Raw genomic sequence first — 20753 nt, forward strand, 5'->3', positions numbered from 1 at the left:
GCGCCTGAATGCACAACGGCCTCCGCGGAGGCCGTTGTCTTTGCTGCGGCAGGGCCTTGCGTTCAGGCTGCCTGGCGGCTGTCGCGCAGCTCGCGACGCAGAATCTTGCCGACGTTGGTCTTCGGCAGCTCGGTGCGGAATTCGACGTACTTGGGCCGCTTGTAACCGGTCAGGCGCTCCTTGCAGAACTCGATGACATCGGCCTCGGTCAGCGCGGGATCCTTCTTCACCACGAACAGCTTGACCACCTCGCCCGAGTGCGTGTCGGGCACGCCCACCGCAGCCACTTCCAGCACGCCGGGGCACTCGGCCACCACGCCCTCGACTTCGTTCGGATACACATTGAAGCCCGACACCAGGATCATGTCCTTCTTGCGGTCGACGATCCGGGTGTAGCCACGCTCGTCCATCACGCCGATATCGCCGGTCTTGAAGAAGCCGTCCGGGGTCATGACCTTGGCGGTCTCGTCCGGGCGGTTCCAGTAACCGGCCATCACCTGCGGGCCGCGGATGCAGATCTCGCCGGGCTGGCCCAGCGGCACGTCGTTGCCGTCGTCGTCGCGGATCACGACCTCGGTCGACGGCAGCGGCATGCCGATGGTGCCGGAGAACGCATCGGTATCGGTCGGGTTGCAGGTGGCCGAGGGCGAGGTCTCGGACAGGCCGTAGCCCTCGATGATCGGGCAGCCGGTCTTGGCCAGCCATTGCCTGGCCACCGCCTCCTGCACCGCCATGCCGCCGCCGTTGGCCACGCGTAGCCCGGAGAAATCGACCTTGCTGATCTCGGGGTTGTTGAGCAGCGCGTTGTAGAGCGTGTTGACGGCCGGGAACATGTTGAACTTGTACTTCTGCAGCTCCTTGATGAAGCCCGGGATGTCGCGCGGATTCGGAATCAGCACGCTGGTGCCGCCGCTGCGCATGCCCAGCAGGCAGCAGACCGTCAGCGCGAAGATGTGGTACAGCGGCAGCGCCGTGATGGTGATGGGCTGGTCGATATGGGCGCCCTTGTTCAGCGCCGGCTGCATCCACGCCTCGGACTGTAGCACGTTGGCGACCACGTTCCGGTGCAGCAGCACCGCGCCCTTCGACACCCCGGTGGTGCCGCCGGTGTACTGCAGGAACGCGATGTCGTCGGGGCCGGTGGTGGCCGGCTGCAGCGTCAGCTTGCGGCCTTCGGCCAGCACGCTGTTGAAGCGCACGCAGTGGGGCAGCTCCCACGCCGGCACCATCTTCTTCACGTTGCGCACGACGAAATTGACGATCGCACCCTTCAGCCCGCCCAGCATGTCGCCCATGCTGGCCACCACCACGTGCTTGACCGGGGTCCGGGGCAGCACCTGCTGCAGCGTCGCGGCAAAGTTCTCCAGGATCACGATGGCCTCGGCGCCGCTGTCCTTGAGCTGGTGCTCGAGCTCGCGCGGGGTATAGAGCGGATTGACGTTGACCACCACGAAGCCCGCGCGCAGCACCGCGGCCAGCACCACCGGGTATTGCAGCACGTTGGGCATCATGATGGCCACGCGGGCGCCGGGACGCAGCCCGCGCGACTGCAGCCACGCCGCGAAATGCCCAGAGAGCCGGTCCAGTTCGCCGTAGGTGATGGCCTTGTCCATGCAGATAAAGGCCTTGCGGTCGGCATAGCTGTGGAAAGACGCCTCGAGCAGCGCAGCGAGCGAGCGGAACTGGCTGGCATCGATCTCGGCAGGGACGCCGGCCGGGTAGTGTTTCAGCCAAATTCTTTCCATAGCACCGTCTCCTGATTTTCTGAATGGTCGTTCGATTTTGCCGAGATGCTAAACGTGCGCCCCGGTTAAAACAACAACTTAGACGAAGTCCTCAGGGTCGTTCCGACATCTCTCGCGCCCCTGGCGAGCATTATGCGCCACTGACCCGACATAAGCAGCGGGATAACCCCTAGGGGCCGCGTTCACGCTCACCCGCCGCTGGGCAGCACCAGTTTCATCATGCTGGCCGCGAGTTCCTGCGCCAGGGTTTCGGGGTCGGTGCGCCCGGGTTCGTGCCAGGTGTAGAGGAAGCCAACCACGCTGCCGATGGCATGCGCGGTCACGCGTGCGTCGCCAAAGGCGAACACCCCCTCGCGCCTGCCTTCGTCCAGCAGGGCATAGAGGTCGCGATAGAAGTCGCGCGCCATGCTGTCGAGCCAGGCCACCGTGTCCGGGCGCAGGTACTGCCGGTCGCGAAAGCTCAGTGTGGCCGGCACATGGCAGGCGATGCAGCGCCGCGCCATCTCGAGCAGGCAGGCATGCAGGCGGGCCTGCACGGGTTGCGCCGGGTCCGCGGTCTCGCGGATCACGGGCAGGCAGGTCTGCGCCGACTCGCGGCACAGGATGTCGAAGATCTCGTACTTGTCGGTGAAGTAGTAGTAGACCGCCGGCTTGGTCACGCCCAGCGCGCGGCACAGGTCGTTCATGGTCATGCCGGGGTAGCCCTTGCTGTAGAAAAGCTGCGCGGCCGTATCGAGGATCTGCCGGCGGCGCGCCTCCTGGCGCTCGGCGATCGGCGGGCGGGCCGGCTGGGGCTCCGGCGGCGCGCTCAACGGCGGCGCCAGCGGTTCGGATCTGGGAGCAATCGACATGACGGCATTCTCGCACGGGGCGCGCGGGGCGCAGCACCGTGGTTACCCGCCCGCAGCCGGCCTGCGGCCTAGTTGACCGCGGCCTTGCCGCCCGCGGTCAGGGTGTTGGTGCGGGTCGCCGGCGGCGCCAGCTGGCGCAATGCCGCCTCGCGCTCGCGGGCGGGCAGCGCGCCGATGCGGCGCGCCTCGGCATAGAAGCGCTGCCAGTCGCCATCGCAGCGCGCCAGCAGCGCGGTGAAGGCCGGCACCCATTGCTGGTAGGTCGCCACCGCCGCCAGATGGGCGTTGGTCAGCGGCTGGTCGAACCAGCGGTCGTAGCCGCTGTAGCCGCCCCACTCCGCGCGCAGCCGCGCATAGCCGGCGCGCAGGTCGGCAAAGATCTTCGCCTTGCCCTCGCGCTTGGCCGCGTCGTCGAGCGGAGTCTGGTACAGCGCCACCAGCCGGTCGCGCGTGCCCAGCAGCAGCGCGCGGAACTGCTGGCGCCGCGCATCGTACTGGCGATAGCTGGTGCGCGCGTCCTCCGACGCGTCCTGGTCCAGCCAGCGCTCCACGCCGGCCGCTTCCACCGCGGTGGCAAAGGACTCGTTGAAGGCGGTGTCGTTGCGCACGTACACCACCTGGTGCGCCAGCTCATGGAAGATCAGCCGCGCCAGCTCGCCCTCGGGCAGGTAGACGAAGGTATTGAGCAGCGGGTCATCGAAATAGCCCAGGGTCGAATAGGCGGGGACGCCTGCCACGTAGGTCTCTAGCCCATCGCGGCGCAAGCCTTGCGCATACTGCTCGGCGTCTGACTGGGCGTAGTAGCCGCGGTAGCTGATGCAGCCGACGATGGGGAAGCACCACTTGCGCAGTTCCATCGACAGCTCCGGCGTGGCGAACACGCTCCACACCACATAGGGCCGGTGCAGGTTGGCGTAGCGGCGGTAGCTGCCGTTGTCGGGCAGCTTCAGCTCGCGCGAGGCAAAGTCGCGCATGCGGCCGGCCAGCGCCAGCCGCTGGGCCAGGCGCGCGTCGTTGGCGTCGCGCGCGCTGGCGATCGCGTCGGTCAGCGGCTGGGCCTGGGCCATCACGCCCAGATGCCCGCCGATCGACTGCGCGTAGTAGCCGATCGCCTCGCATCCCGCCGTCGACAGCACCACCGCCGACAGCGCCGCCGCCGCCAGGAGTGCCGCCCAGCCGCGGCGCCCGCGCGGCCGCGTCATGCCGCCTGGACTGCCCCCTGCGAGCAGGCTTCGACCTGCACCAGGCAGTCGTAGAACACCGGCGCACGGCCCAGGTCGGTCAAGCGCTGGCTGGTCAGCTCATTGGCGTTCTTGCCGTCGGACGCGAGCTTCTTCCACCAGATCGACAGCCCTACCACCAGGCCGCGCCGGGCGCGATCGGTCACGCGCGCGCGTGCCACCATGCTGCCGCGGTCATTGAAGGCGCGCACCAGCGCGCCGTGCACGATGCCGCGCTCGGCGGCGTCGGCCGGATGGATGTCCAGGTGCGGCTCGCCCTCGGTGGCGCGCAGGCTGTCGACGTTGACGAACGAGCTGTTGAGGAAATTGCGCGCCGGCGGCGAGATCATCGCCAGCGGATAGCGCGCCGCCAGTTCCGGCGCGGTCTGCGGCGCTTCGTACTGCGGCACGTAGTCGGGCAGCGGATCGAAGCCGTCGCGCGCCATCGGCTCGGAATAAAACTGGCACTTGCCCGATGCCGTGGGGAAGCCGCCCTCGGCGAACGGCGCCGCCGGCAGCGCCAGCTTCTGCCAGCCCTGCGCTTTCAGCGTTTCCCAGCTGATACCCGCCGCGCGCGCATCGTCGGGCAGGATCGCCTGCGCGGCGATAGCCTCGTCGCTGTCGGCGAAGCAAGCCTCGGTAAAGCCCATGCGCCGCGCCAGGCGGCGGAAGATCTCGGTGTTGGGCAGGGCCTCGCCCAGCGGAGCGATGGCGGCGTTGTTGGCCAGGAAATAGGTATGGCCGTAGGCCTTGTGCACGTCGGTGTGCTCGAGCTGCGTGGTCGCGGGCAGGATGATGTCGGCGTAGTCCGCGGTGTCGGTGCGGAAATGCTCCAGCACCACCGTGAACAGGTCCTCGCGCGCGAAGCCTGCGGCGACCTTGCCGGATTCCGGCGCCACCGCCACCGGGTTGCTGTTGTAGACCACCACCGCCTCGATGCGCGGCGCGCCGGGCGCGGGTTCGGCCAGCAGCGCATCGCCGATGGTGCTCATGTTGACCAGGCGCGGCAGCTGCTGCGGCCATCCGGGCAGCAGGTCCGGCCGCTGCAGCGCGGCTTCGTTGATCGGGAAGAAACCCGAGGTCGACAACTGCAGCCCACCCGCCGGATGGCGCCACGCGCCCACCAGCGACGGCAGGCACGCGACCGCGCGCACCGCCTGGCCGCCGCCATGTACGCGCTGCATGCCGTAGTTCAGCCGGATCGCCACCGGCTGGCGCTCGCGCACCGCGAGCTGGCCGTAGAGCCCGGCCAGCCATTCGATGTCCTCGACCGGGATGCCGCAGATCTGGGCGGCGCGCGCCGGCGGATAGGCCTGCGCGCGCTCGCGCAGCGCCTCGAAGCCCACGGTGTGGCGTTCGATGTAGTCGTGATCGAGCAGGCCGTCGCGGATCAGCACGTGGATCAGCGCCAGTGCCAGCGCGCCGTCGGTGCCGGGCATCGGCGCGATATGGCGGTGGCATTTCTCGGCGCTGAGCGAGCGGTACGGATCGATCGCCACCAGCGTGGCGCCGCGCCGCTTGGCCTCCTGCGCGCGGGTCCAGAAGTGCAGGTTGGAAGCAATCGGGTTGCCGCCCCAGATGATCACCAGCCTGGCATCGACCACGTGCTCCATGTCCATGCCCACGCTGGCGCCGTAGGTGTAGCGCAGCGCGGTGGCGCCGGCGCTGGCGCAGATGGTGCGGTCCAGACGCGACGCGCCCAGCTTGTTGAAGAAGCGCGCCGCCATGCTCTCGCCCTGCACCAGCCCCATGGTGCCGGCGTAGCTGTACGGCACGATCGCCTGCGGATCGCGCGCGGCGATCGCCTGCAGGCGGGTGGCGATGGTGTCGAGCGCCTCATCCCAGGAGATCGGCGCGAACTTGCCCTCGCCCTTCTTGCCGATGCGCTTCATCGGCGTGAGCAGGCGGTCCGGATGGTAGGTGCGCTCGGTGTAGCGCGAGACCTTGGTGCACAGCACGCCCTGCGTGCCGGGGTGGTCGGGGTCGCCCGCTACCTTGACGGCACGGCCGTCCTCGACGGTGACGAGCAAGGCACAAGTATCGGGGCAGTCATGCGGGCAGGCGGCGCGGACGATGCGGGAAGCCATGGGGTCTCCGGGCGGGGGATGTGTTGTTTTCGTTCGGTCGTACGGAACGTGAGATGCTGGCGCAGGCGGCGGATAGCGGCACCTGCGGCGCGCCGGCTGGCGGCGCATTCCCCCGGGCGTGCGCGGCAACGGCGGGGAGTATCTCGTCCCGATTGTATTCGATTATGATGTGCCGGCGCGCTCGCGGCACAGACCGGGACGCGCGGCATGCCGCACGATTTCACCAACGCGCCGGCGCAGACCGGCCAACGCGGCGAACGGGTAACCGAACCATCATTCGCGGGGGGTTTATGTCTTTCCGATCCGGGGTCAACGGCCGGCTTGCCGGCCTGCTGGTGGCGTGCGCCATCGGCACGGGCGGCGCGTCCTGCGCCGCCTTGGCGGCGAACACCGCAACCACTACTGCCATATCCGAGCAAGGCGTCACCGCCGACACCATCCTGCTGGGCCAGTCGGCCGCGCTGACGGGCCCGACCGCCGTGCTGGGCAAGCAGATGAACTCGGGCGCGCGGCTCTATTTCGACCACATCAACCAGCAGGGCGGCATCCACGGGCGGAAGATCCGGCTCGAGGCGCTGGACGACTATTACGAACCCGAGCCCGCAGCCAGGAACACGAAGAAGCTGATCGAAGAGGATCGCGTCTTCGCCCTGTTCGGCTATGTCGGCACGCCCACCAGCCAGGCTGCGCTGCCGCTGGCGATCCAGGCCAGGGTGCCGTTCTTCGGGCCGTACACCGGCGCGCAGTCGCTGCGCGACCCGCGCAGCCGCTACGTCTTCCATGTGCGCGCCGGATACAACGAGGAAACCGCGGCCATCGTGCGCCAGATCCAGACCACCGGGCTCAAGCGCGTGGCCGTGGTCTACAACGAGGATGCGTACGGCAAGGCCGGCCTGGACGGGCTCGAGCGCGCGCTCAAGGCCGCGCCCGACAGCGGCGTGCAGATCGTCGCGCGCGAGCCCGTGGTGCGCAACACCACCGAGATCGGCGACGCCATGCAGGGCTCGATGAAGGCAAAGCCCGACGCCGTGGTCATGATCAGCGCCTACCGCACCGCCGGGGCCTTCGTGAAGGAAGCGCTGCGCCGCGGCTACAACGGCCAGTTCTACAACGTGTCGTTCGTGGGCACGCAGGCGCTGGCCAACGAGGTCGGCGCACAGGGCAGCGGCGTGATCATCTCGCAGGTGATGCCGCATCCGGGCAACGCCACGCTGCCGATCGTGCGCGAATACCTGCGCCTGCTGCAGGCCGCGGGCAAGCCCAGCGAATTCGACTACGCCAGCATCGAGGGCTTCATCGCCGCCAAGACCTTCACCGAAGGCCTGCGCCGGGCGGGCAAGGACCTGACGCGCGAAAAGCTGGTGACCGCACTGGAGTCGATGCGCAACTACGACCTGGGCGGGTTTATCGTCAACTTCACGCCGGAGAACCATGTCGGCTCGAAGTTCGTGGAGATGACGATCATCAATTCGAAGGGGCAGGTGATCCGCTGAGGTGCTCAGCGTGACCGCATGTTGTCTCCCCTTTCCCGCTTGCCGGAGAGGGGCTGTGGGAGAGAGCAGGCGCATGGCAAGCATCAAGGCGCCTCACTCCGTTGAGACTCCTGCCCTCTCCCCCGCCCCTCTCCCATAAATGGGAGAGGGGAGAAAACCAGCGCGACTTGAGACGCCCTACTTCATGTCATTCAGGTGACATGCCGAAAACCGCAGCGGCGCAATCTCCTTGAGCAGCGGCTGCTCTTCCCGGCAGCGCGGCATCGCGTGCGGGCAGCGCGGATGGAAATGGCAGCCGCTCGGCGGGTTCAGCGGCGACGGAATCTCGCCCCGGATCGCAACATAGGTCTTGCGCGCCACCTCCAGCTTGGGCGCCTCCGCCAGCAGCGCCTGCGTATAGGGGTGGTTGGGCGTGGCGAACACGTCCTCGGTCGGCGCGGATTCGACTACCCGCCCCAGGTACATGATCACCACCCGGTCGCTGATGTGCTTGACCACGCCCAGGTCGTGGCTGATGAACAGGTAGGTCAGGTTCAGCTCTTCCCGCAGGCGCATGAACAGGTTCAGCACCTGGGCCTGGATCGACACGTCCAGCGCCGCCACCGATTCGTCGCAGACCAGGAATTCGGGCTTCACCGCGAGCGCGCGCGCAATGCCGATGCGCGCGCGCTGGCCGCCGGAGAACTGGTGCGGAAAGCGGCGCAGCACGGTGGGGTCCATGCCCACGCGCACCAGCATGTCTTCCACATAGCCCTTCTGCTCGCCGCGGCCGATCAGGCCATGCACCACCGGCGCCTCGCCGACGATATCCAGCACGCGCAGCCGGGGGTTCAGCGAGGCATACGGATCCTGGAAGATCATCTGGATCGCCAGCTGCTTTTCGCGGCGCTTGTCGGGCGGCAGCCGGTCCAGGTTGGTGCCGCGCCACAGCCGCTCGCCTTCGGTCAGCGAGTGCAGGCCCACGGCCATGCGCCCGAGCGTGGACTTGCCGCAGCCGGACTCGCCGACCAGCCCCACCACCTCGCCGGCGCGGATGCTCAGGTCGACGCGGTCCACCGCGTGCACCACCTCTTCGCGCGCATGCGCGCCAAACAGGTTGGCGATGCGCGCCGCGGCATCGAGCGACTTGACGAAGCGCTTGGACACGCCGCGCAGTTCGAGGATCGGCGCGGCAGGCGTGGCGCCTTCTTGCCCGGCGGGCTCCGTCATCGGGCGGGATTGCAGTGCAGTGGCGTTCATGCCGCCTCCTGGTTGGCCAGAACCGGATGGAAGCAGCGCAGCCGGCGCCCGTCCGCCGCGGTTTCCAGCGGGGGTTCGGTCTTGCAGGCAGCCGTTGCATACGGGCAGCGCTCGCGGAACGCGCAGCCGCCCGGCAGGTTCAGAAGCGACGGCGTCATGCCGGGGATCTGCCGCAACGGCGTGCCGCGCGGATTGCGCGACGGCGCCGAACGGATCAGGCCGTGGGTATAGGGATGCTCGGGGCGTTCCAGCACCTGGCGCACGTCGCCGGCTTCAACGATCTTGCCGGCATACATCACGCAGACAGTATCGGCCAGCCCTGCCACCACCGACAGGTCATGCGTGATCCAGATCAGCGCCGTGCCCGACTCGCGGCACAGCGTCTGCATCTCGTACAGGATCTGGCCCTGGATGGTGACGTCGAGCGCCGTGGTCGGCTCGTCGGCAATGATCAGGTCGGGCTTGTTCAGCAGCGCGATGGCAATCGCCACGCGCTGGCGCATGCCGCCTGAGAACTGGTGCGGATACGCCAGCAGGCGCTCGTCCGGCGATGGGATGCCGACCCGCGCCAGCGCGTTGCGCGCGCGCTCGCGCGCCACCGCCTTGCTTACGTTCTCGTGCGCCAGCACCGCCTCGATCATCTGCGTATCGATGCGCAGCACCGGGTTCAGCGTCATCATCGGATCCTGGAAGATCATCGCGATGCGGTTGCCGCGCACGTCGCGCTGCTGCGCCGGCGTGAGCGCGCGCAGGTCGCGCGTAACGCCGTCGCGGCTGGTCAGCGCGATGCGGCCGTCGACGATCTTCCCGGGCGGATCAATCAGGCCCATGATCGAATAGCCGGTCATGGACTTGCCCGAGCCGGACTCGCCCACCAGCCCCATGATCTCGCCGCGGCCCACGGTGAAGGACACGTCGTCGACGGCCCTGGCGATGCCGCCGCGCGTATGGAAATGCGTTTTCAGGTGTTCGACCACCAGTGTCGGTTGTGCCATCGGTTGTGCCATCTCGCGCTCCCGGTTATTGCGTCTGCAGGCGCGGGTTCAGCACATCGCGCAGCTGGTCGGCGACCAGGTTCATCGCCACGATGGTGACCACCAGCGCGATGCCCGGGAAGAAGCTGATCCAGTACTTTCCCGACAGCATGTACTGCTGGCCGTTGGAGATCAGCGAACCGAGCGACGGCTCGGTGATCGGCACGCCCAGCCCGAGGAACGACAGCGTCGCCTCCAGCGTGATCGCCGATGCCACCTGCAGCGCCGCGATCACGATCAGCGGCGGCAGGCAGTTGGGCAGCAGGTGCCGGAACATGATGCGCGCGGGCGGCAGGCCCAGGCAGGTGGCGGCTTCGATGTACTCCTTGCGCCGTTCGACCAGCGCGGCACTGCGCGTGGTGCGCGCATAGTAGGCCCACTGCACCGCCACCAGCGCGATCACGATATTGCCCAGCCCCGGGCGCAGGAAGGCCAGCAGAATCAGCGCCAGCAGGATCGGGGGGAACGACAGCTGCAGGTCCGCCACGCGCATGATGAAGGCCTCGGTGCGCCCGCCCAGGAAGCCGGCCAGCAGGCCAAGCGTGGCGCCCAGCAGCAGCGCGATCAGCGTGCTGACCACGCCCACGCCGATGCTGATGCGCAGCCCGTACATCACCGCCGACAGGATGTCGCGGCCTTGTTCGTCCGAGCCCAGCAGGAAGGTCATGCCGCTGCCGGCCTGCTCGCCCGGCGCCAGGCGCGCGTCGAGCACGTCGAGCGTGGCCAGGTCATACGGGTTCTGCGGCGCCAGCCACGGCGCGAAGATGGCGATCAGGATGATGGTCACCAGCGTCGCCAGCCCGGCCACGGCAATCTTGCTGGCGAAGAACTCGGCGGCAAAGCGCCGCCATGGGGATTGCTCGCGCGCCGCGGCGGGCGGCGGCGTCTTGTCTTCGGGTTCGACAGTGACGGCGGTCATGGCTCAGCCCTTGTTGTCGGCAATGCGCACGCGCGGATCGAGCATGCTGTAGATAATGTCCACCACCAGGTTGATCAGGATAAACAGCGTCACGATCACCATCAGGTAGGCGACGATCACCGGCCGGTCCAGCAGCTGGATCGAGTCGATGATGAGCTTGCCCATGCCGGGCCAGGCGAAGATAGTCTCGGTCACGATCGCAAAGGCGATGATCGAGCCGAACTGCAGCGCGATCACGGTCACGATCGGGATCAGGATGTTCTTCAGCACATGCACGCCGACGATGCGGGTATTGGACAACCCCTTGGCGCGCGCGAACTTGACGTAGTCCTGCAGCATCGCCTCCTGCGTGCCGGCGCGCGTAAGCCGGATCACCATGGCGATGTTGAGCAGCGACAGCGTCACGGCGGGCAGGATCAGGTGGCGGATCCCGTCCGCGGTCAGGAAGCTGAGCGGAATGCCCAGCACGCGCACGGTCTCGCCGCGGCCGTTGGACGGCAGCCAGCCCAGCTGCACCGCGAACACCATGATCAGCATCAGCCCGACCCAGAAGGTGGGCAGCGAGAAGCCCAGGATCGACACCGTCATGATGGACTTGCCGGCAATGCCCTTGGGCCGCAGCCCGGCCCACAGGCCCAGCGGGATGCCCAGTACGATGGCCAGCAGGATCGCGCAGACGGCCAGCTCCATGGTCGCGGGCATGCGCTCGAAGATCAGCTTGAGCGCCGGCGTGCCGTGCGCAAACGACGTGCCGAGGTTGCCTTGCAGCGCGTTCTGCAGGAACACCCAGTATTGCTCCCACAACGGCTTGTCCAGGCCCAGCGCCGCGATGGTGCGCTTGATGTCCTCCTGGTCGGCCTGCGGGTTGATCAGGATGTCGACGGGATTGCCGATGGCAAAGACGCCGAGGAAAACCAGCAGCGACATGACGAAGAGCACGACCACGCTCTGCATCAGGCGCCGGATGATAAAGACCAGCATATTCGAACCACTTTCCTTTCGCGCGGGAATGCGCACGCCGCCCGGGAGCGCCGTGCGCTTCCAGGCGGCGCGGCAGCCATGCGCGGCACCGCGAACTCAGCAGCAGGCAGCCTGCCGGGGCTTGGCTTGGGGCTTGCCTTACTGGGGCTTGAAGTTATGCGCGTACGTGCGCTCGTCGGTGCGCGGCACGTAGACGATGCCCTTCTGCGTGGCCCAGGTGGTCACCTGCTGGTGGATCGGGATGATACCGCCATCGTTGATCGCGATCGCGGTGGCCTCCTGCAGCAGCTTGGAACGTTCGGTATCGTCCACCGTCGACAGCGCCTTTTCCAGCACGACGTCCATCTTCGGATTGCAGTACTCGCCCCAGTTGGTGGTGCCGAAGCCTTTCTTGCTGTCTTCGCACGCCAGCAGCGCGCGCAGCGGCGAGCTGACCTCGCCGGTCTGCGCGCCCCAGCCGAGCAGGCCGAAGGACCACTCGTGCTTGATGCCCTTGGACGAGTACGTCGCCATCGGCATGCCCTCGACCTTGGTGGCGATGCCGATGCGGGTCAGGTTCTGCGCGATGGTCTGCGCGATCTTCTCGTCGTTGACGTAGCGGTTGTTGGGCGTGTGCAGCGTCACGCCAAAGCCGTTGGGGAAGCCGGCCTCGGCCAGCAGCTTCTTGGCGCCCTCGGGGTCGTACTTGACCGTCTTCAGGTTGGGGTTGTAGCCGAACAGCGTGGGCGGCACCAGGTTGTTGGTCGGCTCGGACAGGCCTTCCATCAGCCGGTCCTTGATGCCCTGCCGGTTGATCGCCATGCTGATGGCGTTGCGCACGCGCGTGTCCTTCAGCGGGTTCTTGTCCAGCGGCGCGCCTTCCTTGGTGGTGACGTAAGGCGACTTGTCGCGCTTGGCATCGAAGTACAGGTAGATCACGCGATGCGAGATCTTGGAGAAGAACGCCAGCTTGGGATCGTTGCGCACCTTGGGCAGGTCCGGCGTGGGCACGTTCTCGATGGCCTGCACGTCGCCCGACAGCAGCGCCGCCAGGCGCGTCGCCGGGTTGGGGATAAAGCGCAGCGTCACCTTGTCCCAGGCCGGCTTGTTGCCCCAGTAATCGTTGTTGCGCACCAGTTCGACGCGGTCGTCGCGCGCATAGCTGACGAACTTGAACGGGCCGGTGCCGATCATGCCCTTGCCCTGCGCGAAGTCATCCGAGCCCAGTCCCTGCGTGGCCTTCTTCTGCACGATGAAGATCGACGTCAGGTCATTCAGCATCAGCGGATACGGCTGGCTGGTGGTGAGCTGGATGGTGTACTTGTCGATGATCTTCTTGTTGACGATCGCCTTGGTGTAGACGTCGAACTTGCCCGGGCTGTTCTGGATGGTGGCGGGACGGTCGAGCGACCAGATTACGTCCTCGGCGGTCAGCTCGGAGCCGTCGTGGAACTTCACGCCCTTGCGGATCTTGAATTCCCACGTGAGGTTGTTGACCAGCTTCCACGACTCGGCCAGGCCCGGGATGATGCGGCTGTCTGGGTCCATCTTGGTCAGCGAGTCGAAGATGTGCTCGGAAACGTTGATGTTGGAGAACAGGTTGTAGAAGTGCGGATCCATGGAGGTCGGCGGCGAACTCATGGCCAGTTTGAGGTCCGCGGCCTGGGCGGTGCCGGCCAGCGCGAGGCCAAGGGCCCCCGCCACCGCGACCGCGCCAATTGCCTTCTTGAAAGTGCGAAGGGACATCGCGCAATTCTCCCTGTAGGAAGTGAAGCAGACGTTTTAGGATCGGCAATGCGCGCACGCAGCGGGTCACGAGCGGCGCTGCTTTTTGGTGCGATGGGGCATCACAAAGCGACGGTATTGCCGGCCGGGCACTTCAAGCATGAACTGTTCCAGCAGTGCACATGCCACGGCAATGCGGGGAAACCCACCCGCGCCGGCATATTGCACTGCGCCAACGCGGCGAGCGCGCAGCAAATCGCCGCGTTTTGGCGCTTTCGCGACAGGCATCGTATGATCCCGGTATCCCATTGCTAACGCCTTTGATCCCAGGGCCGCCCGGCATCATGAAGCTCATCCCCGAAATCCTGCAGGCACAAGCCGAAATCCGCGCGATCCGGCGCGACATCCACGCCCACCCAGAACTGTGCTTCGAAGAGCAGCGCACCGCCGACGTGGTCGCGCGCAACCTGGAAGCGTGGGGCATCGAAGTCCACCGCGGGCTGGGCACCACCGGCCTGGTCGGGGTGATCCGCAACGGCAGCAGCCCTCGCACCATCGGCCTGCGCGCCGACATGGACGCGCTGCCGCTGCAGGAAGCCAATACCTTCGACCACCGCTCGCAGCACGCCGGCAAGATGCACGCATGCGGCCATGATGGCCACACCGCCATGCTGCTCGGTGCGGCGCGCTACCTGGCGCAGCACAAGCCGTTCGACGGCACCGTGCACCTGATCTTCCAGCCGGCCGAGGAAGGCGGCGGCGGCGCGCGCGAGATGATCAAGGACGGGCTGTTCGAGCGCTTTCCGTGCGACGCGGTATTCGGCGTGCACAACTGGCCGGGCATGCCGATGGGCGCCTTCGGCACGCGCGCCGGCCCGCTGATGGCATCGAGCAACGAGTTCCGCATCGTCGTGCGCGGCAAGGGCGCGCATGCGGCCATGCCCAACAACGGCAACGACCCGGTGTTCACCGCGGCGCAAATCGTGTCGGCGCTGCAGGGCATCATCACGCGCAACAAGCGCCCGATCGATACCGCGGTGATCTCGGTCACGCAATTCCATGCCGGCGATGCCACCAACATCGTGCCGGACCAGGCCTGGATCGGCGGTACCGTGCGCACGTTCACGGTGCCGGTGCTGGACCTGATCGAGCGGCGCATGGAAGAGGTGGCGCGCGCGGTGGCGACGGCATTCGACTGCGCCGTCGAATACGAATTCCACCGCAACTACCCGCCCACCATCAACAGCGAGGCCGAGACCGGCTTTGCCGCCGCGGTCGCCGCCGAACTGGTCGGCGCGGACAACGTCGACAGCAATGTCGAGCCCACCATGGGTGCAGAGGATTTCTCGTTCATGCTGCAGCACAAGCCGGGCTGCTACCTGTTCCTCGGCAATGGCGACGGCGGCCATCGCGACGCCGGCCACGGCATCGGGCCTTGCATGCTGCACAACCCCAGCTACGATTTCAACGACGAACTGCTGCCGGTCGGCTCGACCTTCTTCGTGCGGCTGGTGGAGAAATGGCTGGCACCTGCCTGAGGGCAGGCACGGTTGGCAGAGACCAGAGCGTGCCCGAGCACGCCTGCCTGAACAGGGCAATACGATCACCAAGGGGAGCTTCGGCGATGGGGCGTTCTGCGCTGGATCGCGAGACCGCGCGCAGCTTTGCGCGCGTGGCGCTGGAGAATATCCTGCGCCGTTATCCGTACAAGCTTGACCACATGATGGCGGGCGCCGGCGATCTCGCCGGACCGGCCGCCTGGCATCCGGTGTTTTGCGGCAGCTACGACTGGCACTCCAGCGTACATATGCACTGGCTGCTGGTGCGGCTGCTGGCACTGCATCCGGACCTCGAGGAAGCGCCGCGCATCCGCGCCATGCTGGACGCCCAGTTGCGGCCGGACGCGATGGCCGCCGAACTCGCGTATTTCCGCCGGCCCGACTCACGCACCTTCGAACGCCCCTACGGCTGGGGCTGGATGCTGAAGCTGCAGGCCGAACTGCTGGCGCTGGCACGGCACGATCCGCATGCCAGCGTCTGGGCTGATGCCTGCGCGCCGCTGGCCTCGCATTTATCTCAGCAACTGGCGGATTTCCTCGATGCGGCAGCGTTCCCGGTACGCACCGGCACCCATTACAACAGCGCCTTCGCGCTGGTCATGGCCCTCTCCTATGCGCGCGCGCACCAGGACCTCGCCTTGCGGCGCGCCATCGTACGGCGTGCGCACCGCTGGTTCGGCCACGATCAGAAGTATCCCGCGCGCTACGAGCCTGGCGGCGACGAGTTCCTGTCCGGCGGGCTGACCGAAGCCGTGCTGATGCACGCCGTGATGGACGGCTGTGCGTTTTCGGAGTGGTGGGAGTTGTTCGTGCCGGGCCAGGCCGAACTGGCCAACTGGCTGACACCGGTCACGGTGACCAACCGCGGCGACCCAAAGGCCGCACACCTGGACGGTCTGAACCTGTCGCGCGCGTGGTGCTGGCGCATGCTGGAGCCTGCGCTACCCGATCCGCTGCGGCCGCTGGCAATCCGCGCGTGGTCGGACCATATCGAGGCGTCGCTGCCCCAGGCGGTGGAGGGCGAGTATGTGTCCACGCACTGGCTGGCCTCGTTCGCGGTGCTCGCGCTGGCCGAGCCGATCGGCGGCTGAGGTGCCGCCGGCACTGCCCGCTAATCCAGAGCGATGTCGCCGTACCAGGCTTCGGCCTGGCTCTTGGTATTGTCGGTATCGGTCATGATGCCGACCGCGATGACGCGGCCCGGGTCGGTCCCGAACGCCTTGCGGTAGTCGGCGCGCAGATCGCGTTCGTGGCAACGCCATTGATTGGCATGCTTCGTACCGCTATCCACCACGATCATGCGCACGCGATCGGTGTGCGGGTTTTTCACCAGCGCGCCTTCCGGCCGCTGTCCGCCCCAGATATACATCAGCGTCGCGTACGGCATTTCGCGGCCGGTGGTCAGCCGCGCCATCTCGTACATCAACTGGTCCTTGAGCGGCAGCGTGCCCTTGTCGCCATCGAACGCGACGAACAGCCGCAGCGGCGAATCCTCGCGCGGGCCGTGGCTGTTGTCGGCATTGCGGATGATGCCGCTGGTTTTCCAGGTCCAGCGCAGCATGCCGGCATCGCGCTCGCGCAGCGGCACATAGAGGCCTGAGGCAGAACTATCGGCCTTGGCGTGCACCACGACGCGCTGGTCGACCTCGGCCATCGAGTAAGTGGTGGGAATCTTGTTGCGGTTGATGGTCCACGGCTGCCAGCCTACGGGCAGCCGGTTGCCGCGCGGCGACACCGAAAACAACGGCAGCGTGGCGAGGGTGGCAGGCGTGGCGTCGGCAGACTCGCCATCGTCGCCTGCTTCCGCATCCGGCGCGGCAGTGGTGGCAGCGGCCAGTGCGTCGGACTCGGCCTCGCGGGTATCGGCCTGCGCAGCGGCGTGGGCAGCCATGCGCTCGGTGAAGGCCTGGCAATCAACGGCGGAGCCGGAGACGATCGGGGCGGCGGAGGCCGAATGTCCTGGTGGCGCGGCAGGGACAGGAGGAGCGGAAGCGCACCCGGCCAGCAGTAGCGCGCCGGCGGCGCCAGTCAAAACCAGCCGAAACATCTTGGCCGTCATGTAACCCCTCGAAACCCGAAATCACGGACCCGCTCTGTCGGCATCGGCCCGCTCTATTGCTCACTGCTTGCTGCAAACACATGTCGCAACCGCCTTCGTGCCGCGCGTGGGCACTTGAGGGTCGAACATAACAGAAGGTAGTCGGAGCAGGAATTCGCCGCGACCCGCAATGCAGCGGGAAAACAACGGCGAGCGCCGCGCCAAAGACAAAACCCCTCGCAGCACACGCTGTCGAGGGGTTTTGCACAATAAGAGCCTGGCGATGACCTACTTTCACACGGGTAATCCGCACTATCATCGGCGCGGAGTCGTTTCACGGACCTGTTCGGGATGGGAAGGGGTGGTTCCAACTCGCTATGGTCACCAGGCATGAGGGGTTGTGGCGCTGGGGTTGAAGCCAGCGTCACGAATCGGGATGTAGTGTTGGTTGTGTGTGTATCGAGGCACAAGGCGATCGACTCACCAGGTGAAACACACTGGTTATAGGATCAAGCCTTACGGGCAATTAGTACTGGTTAGCTTAACGCATTACTGCGCTTCCACACCCAGCCTATCAACGTCCTGGTCTCGAACGACCCTTCAAGGAGGTCAAGCCTCCAGGGAATCCTCATCTTCAGGCGAGTTTCCCGCTTAGATGCTTTCAGCGGTTATCTCTTCCGTACATAGCTACCCTGCGATGCCTCTGGCGAGACAACAGGTACACCAGCGGTACGTCCACTCCGGTCCTCTCGTACTAGGAGCAGCCCCCGTCAAGATTCCAACGCCCACGGCAGATAGGGACCAAACTGTCTCACGACGTTTTAAACCCAGCTCACGTACCTCTTTAAATGGCGAACAGCCATACCCTTGGGACCGGCTACAGCCCCAGGATGAGATGAGCCGACATCGAGGTGCCAAACACCGCCGTCGATATGAACTCTTGGGCGGTATCAGCCTGTTATCCCCAGAGTACCTTTTATCCGTTGAGCGATGGCCCTTCCATTCAGAACCACCGGATCACTATGTCCTGCTTTCGCACCTGCTCGACTTGTCGGTCTCGCAGTTAAGCACGCTTTTGCCATTGCACTTTAGGTACGATGTCCGACCGTACCAAGCGTACCTTCGAACTCCTCCGTTACACTTTGGGAGGAGACCGCCCCAGTCAAACTGCCTACCATGCACTGTCCCCGACCCGGATTCACGGGCCAAGGTTAGAACCTCAAACAAACCAGGGTGGTATTTCAAGGACGGCTCCACGTGAACTAGCGTCCACGCTTCAAAGCCTCCCACCTATCCTACACAGATCGGTTCAAAGTCCAATGCAAAGCTACAGTAAAGGTTCATGGGGTCTTTCCGTCTAGCCGCGGGGAGATTGCATCATCACAAACACTTCAACTTCGCTGAGTCTCGGGAGGAGACAGTGTGGCCATCGTTACGCCATTCGTGCAGGTCGGAACTTACCCGACAAGGAATTTCGCTACCTTAGGACCGTTATAGTTACGGCCGCCGTTTACCGGGACTTCAATCAAGAGCTTGCACCCCATCATTTAATCTTCCGGCACCGGGCAGGCGTCACACCCTATACGTCCACTCTCGTGTTTGCAGAGTGCTGTGTTTTTATTAAACAGTCGCAGCCACCATTTTATTGCAACCCCTTCACCCTTCTGGCGCAGGCCAGTCAAGCTACCAGGGCGTACCTTATCCCGAAGTTACGGTACCAATTTGCCGAGTTCCTTCTCCCGAGTTCTCTCAAGCGCCTTAGAATACTCATCTCGCCCACCTGTGTCGGTTTGCGGTACGGTCTCGTATGACTGAAGCTTAGAGGCTTTTCTTGGAACCACTTCCAATTGCTTCGCAGCACTAGGCCGCTCGCCCCATAGCCTTGAATTCCGCGCCCGGATTTGCCTGAGCGCCTTCTCCACTACAGGGACCGGGACTTCCAACACCCGGACAACCTTCCGCGATCCGTCCCCCCATCGCATCATACGACGGTGCAGGAATATTAACCTGCTTCCCATCAGCTACGCATCTCTGCCTCGCCTTAGGGGCCGACTCACCCTACGCCGATGAACGTTGCGTAGGAAACCTTGGGCTTACGGCGAGGGGGCCTTTCACCCCCTTTATCGCTACTCATGTCAGCATTCGCACTTCTGATACCTCCAGCATCCTTTACAAGACACCTTCACAGGCTTACAGAACGCTCTCCTACCACGCACTTGCGTGCGTCCGCAGCTTCGGTGACTGGCTTAGCCCCGTTACATCTTCCGCGCAGGACGACTCGATCAGTGAGCTATTACGCTTTCTTTAAAGGGTGGCTGCTTCTAAGCCAACCTCCTGACTGTTTTAGCCTTCCCACTTCGTTTCCCACTTAGCCAATCTTGGGGACCTTAGCTGGCGGTCTGGGTTGTTTCCCTCTTGACACCGGACGTTAGCACCCGATGTCTGTCTCCCGTGATTGCACTCTTCGGTATTCGGAGTTTGCTATGGCGGGGTAATCAGCAATAGACCCCCCAACCATGACAGTGCTCTACCCCCGAAGGTGAGACACGAGGCACTACCTAAATAGTTTTCGGAGAGAACCAGCTATTTCCAGATTTGTTTAGCCTTTCACCCCTATCCACAGCTCATCCCCTAACTTTTCAACGTTAGTGGGTTCGGTCCTCCAGTACGTGTTACCGCACCTTCAACCTGGCCATGGATAGATCATCTGGTTTCGGGTCTACACCCAGCGACTCAACGCCCTGTTCGGACTCGCTTTCGCTACGCCTTCCCTAATCGGTTAAGCTTGCCACTGAATGTAAGTCGCTGACCCATTATACAAAAGGTACGCCGTCACCCCCGAAGAGGCTCCGACTGTTTGTATGCATGCGGTTTCAGGATCTATTTCACTCCCCTCCCGGGGTTCTTTTCGCCTTTCCCTCACGGTACTGGTTCACTATCGGTCGATCACGAGTATTTAGCCTTGGAGGATGGTCCCCCCATCTTCAGACAGGATTTCACGTGTCCCGCCCTACTTGTCGTACACCTAGTTCCACAATCGTGTTTTCGCATACAGGGCTATCACCTGCTATGGCCGGGCTTTCCATCCCGTTCTGCTAACACCACTGCTAAAGAGTACAAGGCTCTTCCCATTTCGTTCGCCACTACTTTGGGAATCTCGGTTGATTTCTGTTCCTGCAGCTACTTAGATGTTTCAGTTCGCCGCGTTCGCTTCCCTTGCCTATGTATTCAGCAAGGGATGACCCATTCGGGCCGGGTTTCCCCATTCGGACATCTCCGGATCAAAGCTTGTTTGCCAGCTCCCCGAAGCTTTTCGCAGGCTACCGCGTCCTTCATCGCCTGTGATCGCCAAGGCATCCACCACATGCACTTGTTCGCTTGACCCTATAACAAGTGTGTCTCGAGGACACGCTCACTACAGGTTGAGTTCTCGCATTTGTGCCGTATTCCAAGTCATCTTTCGATCACTTTAAAATACATTTGGTTGATACAATCACAACCCGGTATCGCGTTCAACTACTGTGCTTCTCATCAAAGCACCGCGACACCTTTACTACATCCCATATTGTTAAAGAACAGCCGATCGTTAGATCGCTTGGCAATGCCAAAGGAAAGCACTCGGTAAGCGCTTTCCTTTGACAACCAATCCAAGGTACCAGGTGTTTCGCACCGCTCGTAAGCGGTGGTGGAGGATGACGGGATCGAACCGACGACCCCCTGCTTGCAAAGCAGGTGCTCTCCCAGCTGAGCTAATCCCCCTCGGATAACTTGGTGGGTCTGGTAGGACTTGAACCTACGACCCCCGCCTTATCAAGACGGTGCTCTAACCACCTGAGCTACAGACCCTTGGCTGTAACAGCAAACAAACCGATAAGTGTGAACG

The 20753-nt window shown here is 64.8% G+C and carries 14 protein-coding genes, 2 tRNA genes and 2 rRNA genes; 3 read left to right on the forward strand and 15 right to left on the reverse strand.

The features are described from left to right. Nucleotides 1–62: 62 nt before the first annotated feature. The 4 genes from RALTA_RS13355 to RALTA_RS13370 all read right to left on the reverse strand — a co-directional run bounded on the left by RALTA_RS13355 (nt 63) and on the right by RALTA_RS13370 (nt 5903). A complete protein-coding gene (locus tag RALTA_RS13355) occupies nt 63–1745 on the reverse strand; it encodes a long-chain fatty acid--CoA ligase (protein WP_012353968.1) in 1683 nt (560 codons plus the stop codon). Between the two features lie 188 nt (nt 1746–1933). Further along, nucleotides 1934–2596 (reverse strand): TetR/AcrR family transcriptional regulator, encoded by a 663-nt coding sequence (locus RALTA_RS13360; RefSeq protein WP_012353969.1) that lies wholly within the window; start codon nt 2594–2596, stop codon nt 1934–1936. Between the two features lie 68 nt (nt 2597–2664). After that, the gene (locus RALTA_RS13365; protein WP_012353970.1) at nt 2665–3798 is read right to left on the reverse strand and encodes an aminopeptidase; all 1134 of its coding nucleotides are present in this window, start codon (nt 3796–3798) and stop codon (nt 2665–2667) included. Then, nucleotides 3795–5903: a molybdopterin-containing oxidoreductase family protein gene (locus tag RALTA_RS13370; protein WP_012353971.1), complete on the reverse strand. Its 2109-nt coding sequence runs from the start codon at nt 5901–5903 to the stop codon at nt 3795–3797. The genes RALTA_RS13365 and RALTA_RS13370 overlap by 4 nt, the downstream gene beginning before the upstream one ends. Before the next feature lie 290 nt (nt 5904–6193). On the opposite strand from RALTA_RS13370, the gene RALTA_RS13375 reads away from it, so the two are divergent. After that, nucleotides 6194–7396: an ABC transporter substrate-binding protein gene (locus RALTA_RS13375; protein WP_012353972.1), complete on the forward strand. Its 1203-nt coding sequence runs from the start codon at nt 6194–6196 to the stop codon at nt 7394–7396. A 177-nt stretch (nt 7397–7573) separates the two neighbouring features. On the opposite strand, the gene RALTA_RS13380 is transcribed toward RALTA_RS13375, so the two are convergent. The 6 genes from RALTA_RS13380 to RALTA_RS30285 all read right to left on the reverse strand — a co-directional run bounded on the left by RALTA_RS13380 (nt 7574) and on the right by RALTA_RS30285 (nt 13561). Beyond that, nucleotides 7574–8635 (reverse strand): ABC transporter ATP-binding protein, encoded by a 1062-nt coding sequence (locus RALTA_RS13380; RefSeq protein ID WP_012353973.1) that lies wholly within the window; start codon nt 8633–8635, stop codon nt 7574–7576. Then, the gene (locus RALTA_RS13385; protein WP_041232210.1) at nt 8632–9630 is read right to left on the reverse strand and encodes an ABC transporter ATP-binding protein; all 999 of its coding nucleotides are present in this window, start codon (nt 9628–9630) and stop codon (nt 8632–8634) included. Before RALTA_RS13385 ends, RALTA_RS13380 begins: the two co-directional genes overlap by 4 nt. A gap of 25 nt (nt 9631–9655) precedes the next feature. Continuing rightward, nucleotides 9656–10588: an ABC transporter permease gene (locus RALTA_RS13390; RefSeq protein WP_012353975.1), complete on the reverse strand. Its 933-nt coding sequence runs from the start codon at nt 10586–10588 to the stop codon at nt 9656–9658. 3 nt (nt 10589–10591) lie between these two features. Further along, entirely contained in the window at nt 10592–11569 is a 978-nt protein-coding gene (locus RALTA_RS13395; protein WP_012353976.1) for an ABC transporter permease, read from the reverse strand. Nucleotides 11570–11707: 138 nt separating this feature from the next. Further along, nucleotides 11708–13294 carry an ABC transporter substrate-binding protein gene (locus tag RALTA_RS13400; RefSeq protein WP_012353977.1) on the reverse strand — a complete coding sequence of 529 codons (1587 nt, stop codon included), beginning with the start codon at nt 13292–13294 and terminating at the stop codon, nt 11708–11710. Between the two features lie 66 nt (nt 13295–13360). After that, nucleotides 13361–13561, reverse strand: coding sequence for a hypothetical protein (locus RALTA_RS30285; protein WP_145987336.1), 201 nt, complete (start codon nt 13559–13561; stop codon nt 13361–13363). A gap of 56 nt (nt 13562–13617) precedes the next feature. On the opposite strand from RALTA_RS30285, the gene RALTA_RS13405 reads away from it, so the two are divergent. Both RALTA_RS13405 and RALTA_RS13410 read left to right on the forward strand, forming a co-directional pair. Beyond that, the gene (locus RALTA_RS13405) at nt 13618–14811 is read left to right on the forward strand and encodes a M20 aminoacylase family protein (RefSeq protein ID WP_012353979.1); all 1194 of its coding nucleotides are present in this window, start codon (nt 13618–13620) and stop codon (nt 14809–14811) included. Between the two features lie 86 nt (nt 14812–14897). Then, entirely contained in the window at nt 14898–15923 is a 1026-nt protein-coding gene (locus RALTA_RS13410) for a DUF2891 domain-containing protein (protein ID WP_012353980.1), read from the forward strand. A gap of 20 nt (nt 15924–15943) precedes the next feature. Here RALTA_RS13410 and RALTA_RS13415 read toward each other — a convergent pair whose 3' ends face one another. The 5 genes from RALTA_RS13415 to RALTA_RS13435 all read right to left on the reverse strand — a co-directional run bounded on the left by RALTA_RS13415 (nt 15944) and on the right by RALTA_RS13435 (nt 20716). Then, nucleotides 15944–16891 carry a DUF3047 domain-containing protein gene (locus tag RALTA_RS13415; RefSeq protein ID WP_012353981.1) on the reverse strand — a complete coding sequence of 316 codons (948 nt, stop codon included), beginning with the start codon at nt 16889–16891 and terminating at the stop codon, nt 15944–15946. 254 nt (nt 16892–17145) lie between these two features. Further along, nucleotides 17146–17259, reverse strand: a 5S ribosomal RNA gene (rrf, locus tag RALTA_RS13420). Between the two features lie 116 nt (nt 17260–17375). Further along, nucleotides 17376–20254 (reverse strand): 23S ribosomal RNA (locus tag RALTA_RS13425). 299 nt (nt 20255–20553) lie between these two features. Then, nucleotides 20554–20629: transfer RNA gene (locus tag RALTA_RS13430), tRNA-Ala, on the reverse strand. 10 nt (nt 20630–20639) lie between these two features. Next, nucleotides 20640–20716: transfer RNA gene (locus RALTA_RS13435), tRNA-Ile, on the reverse strand. Nucleotides 20717–20753 lie beyond the last annotated feature (37 nt).

The sequence above is a fragment of the Cupriavidus taiwanensis LMG 19424 genome, assembly GCF_000069785.1.
Lineage (GTDB): Bacteria > Pseudomonadota > Gammaproteobacteria > Burkholderiales > Burkholderiaceae > Cupriavidus > Cupriavidus taiwanensis.

Coding starts and splice junctions, on each gene's coding strand:
- RALTA_RS13355 (WP_012353968.1), bottom strand. CDS start 1,745: ATGGAAAGAATTTGGCTGAAACACTACCCGGCCGGCGTCCCTGCCGAG.
- RALTA_RS13360 (WP_012353969.1), bottom strand. CDS start 2,596: ATGTCGATTGCTCCCAGATCCGAACCGCTGGCGCCGCCGTTGAGCGCG.
- RALTA_RS13365 (WP_012353970.1), bottom strand. CDS start 3,798: ATGACGCGGCCGCGCGGGCGCCGCGGCTGGGCGGCACTCCTGGCGGCG.
- RALTA_RS13370 (WP_012353971.1), bottom strand. CDS start 5,903: ATGGCTTCCCGCATCGTCCGCGCCGCCTGCCCGCATGACTGCCCCGAT.
- RALTA_RS13375 (WP_012353972.1), top strand. CDS start 6,194: ATGTCTTTCCGATCCGGGGTCAACGGCCGGCTTGCCGGCCTGCTGGTG.
- RALTA_RS13380 (WP_012353973.1), bottom strand. CDS start 8,635: ATGAACGCCACTGCACTGCAATCCCGCCCGATGACGGAGCCCGCCGGG.
- RALTA_RS13385 (WP_041232210.1), bottom strand. CDS start 9,630: ATGGCACAACCGACACTGGTGGTCGAACACCTGAAAACGCATTTCCAT.
- RALTA_RS13390 (WP_012353975.1), bottom strand. CDS start 10,588: ATGACCGCCGTCACTGTCGAACCCGAAGACAAGACGCCGCCGCCCGCC.
- RALTA_RS13395 (WP_012353976.1), bottom strand. CDS start 11,569: ATGCTGGTCTTTATCATCCGGCGCCTGATGCAGAGCGTGGTCGTGCTC.
- RALTA_RS13400 (WP_012353977.1), bottom strand. CDS start 13,294: ATGTCCCTTCGCACTTTCAAGAAGGCAATTGGCGCGGTCGCGGTGGCG.
- RALTA_RS30285 (WP_145987336.1), bottom strand. CDS start 13,561: ATGCCTGTCGCGAAAGCGCCAAAACGCGGCGATTTGCTGCGCGCTCGC.
- RALTA_RS13405 (WP_012353979.1), top strand. CDS start 13,618: ATGAAGCTCATCCCCGAAATCCTGCAGGCACAAGCCGAAATCCGCGCG.
- RALTA_RS13410 (WP_012353980.1), top strand. CDS start 14,898: ATGGGGCGTTCTGCGCTGGATCGCGAGACCGCGCGCAGCTTTGCGCGC.
- RALTA_RS13415 (WP_012353981.1), bottom strand. CDS start 16,891: ATGACGGCCAAGATGTTTCGGCTGGTTTTGACTGGCGCCGCCGGCGCG.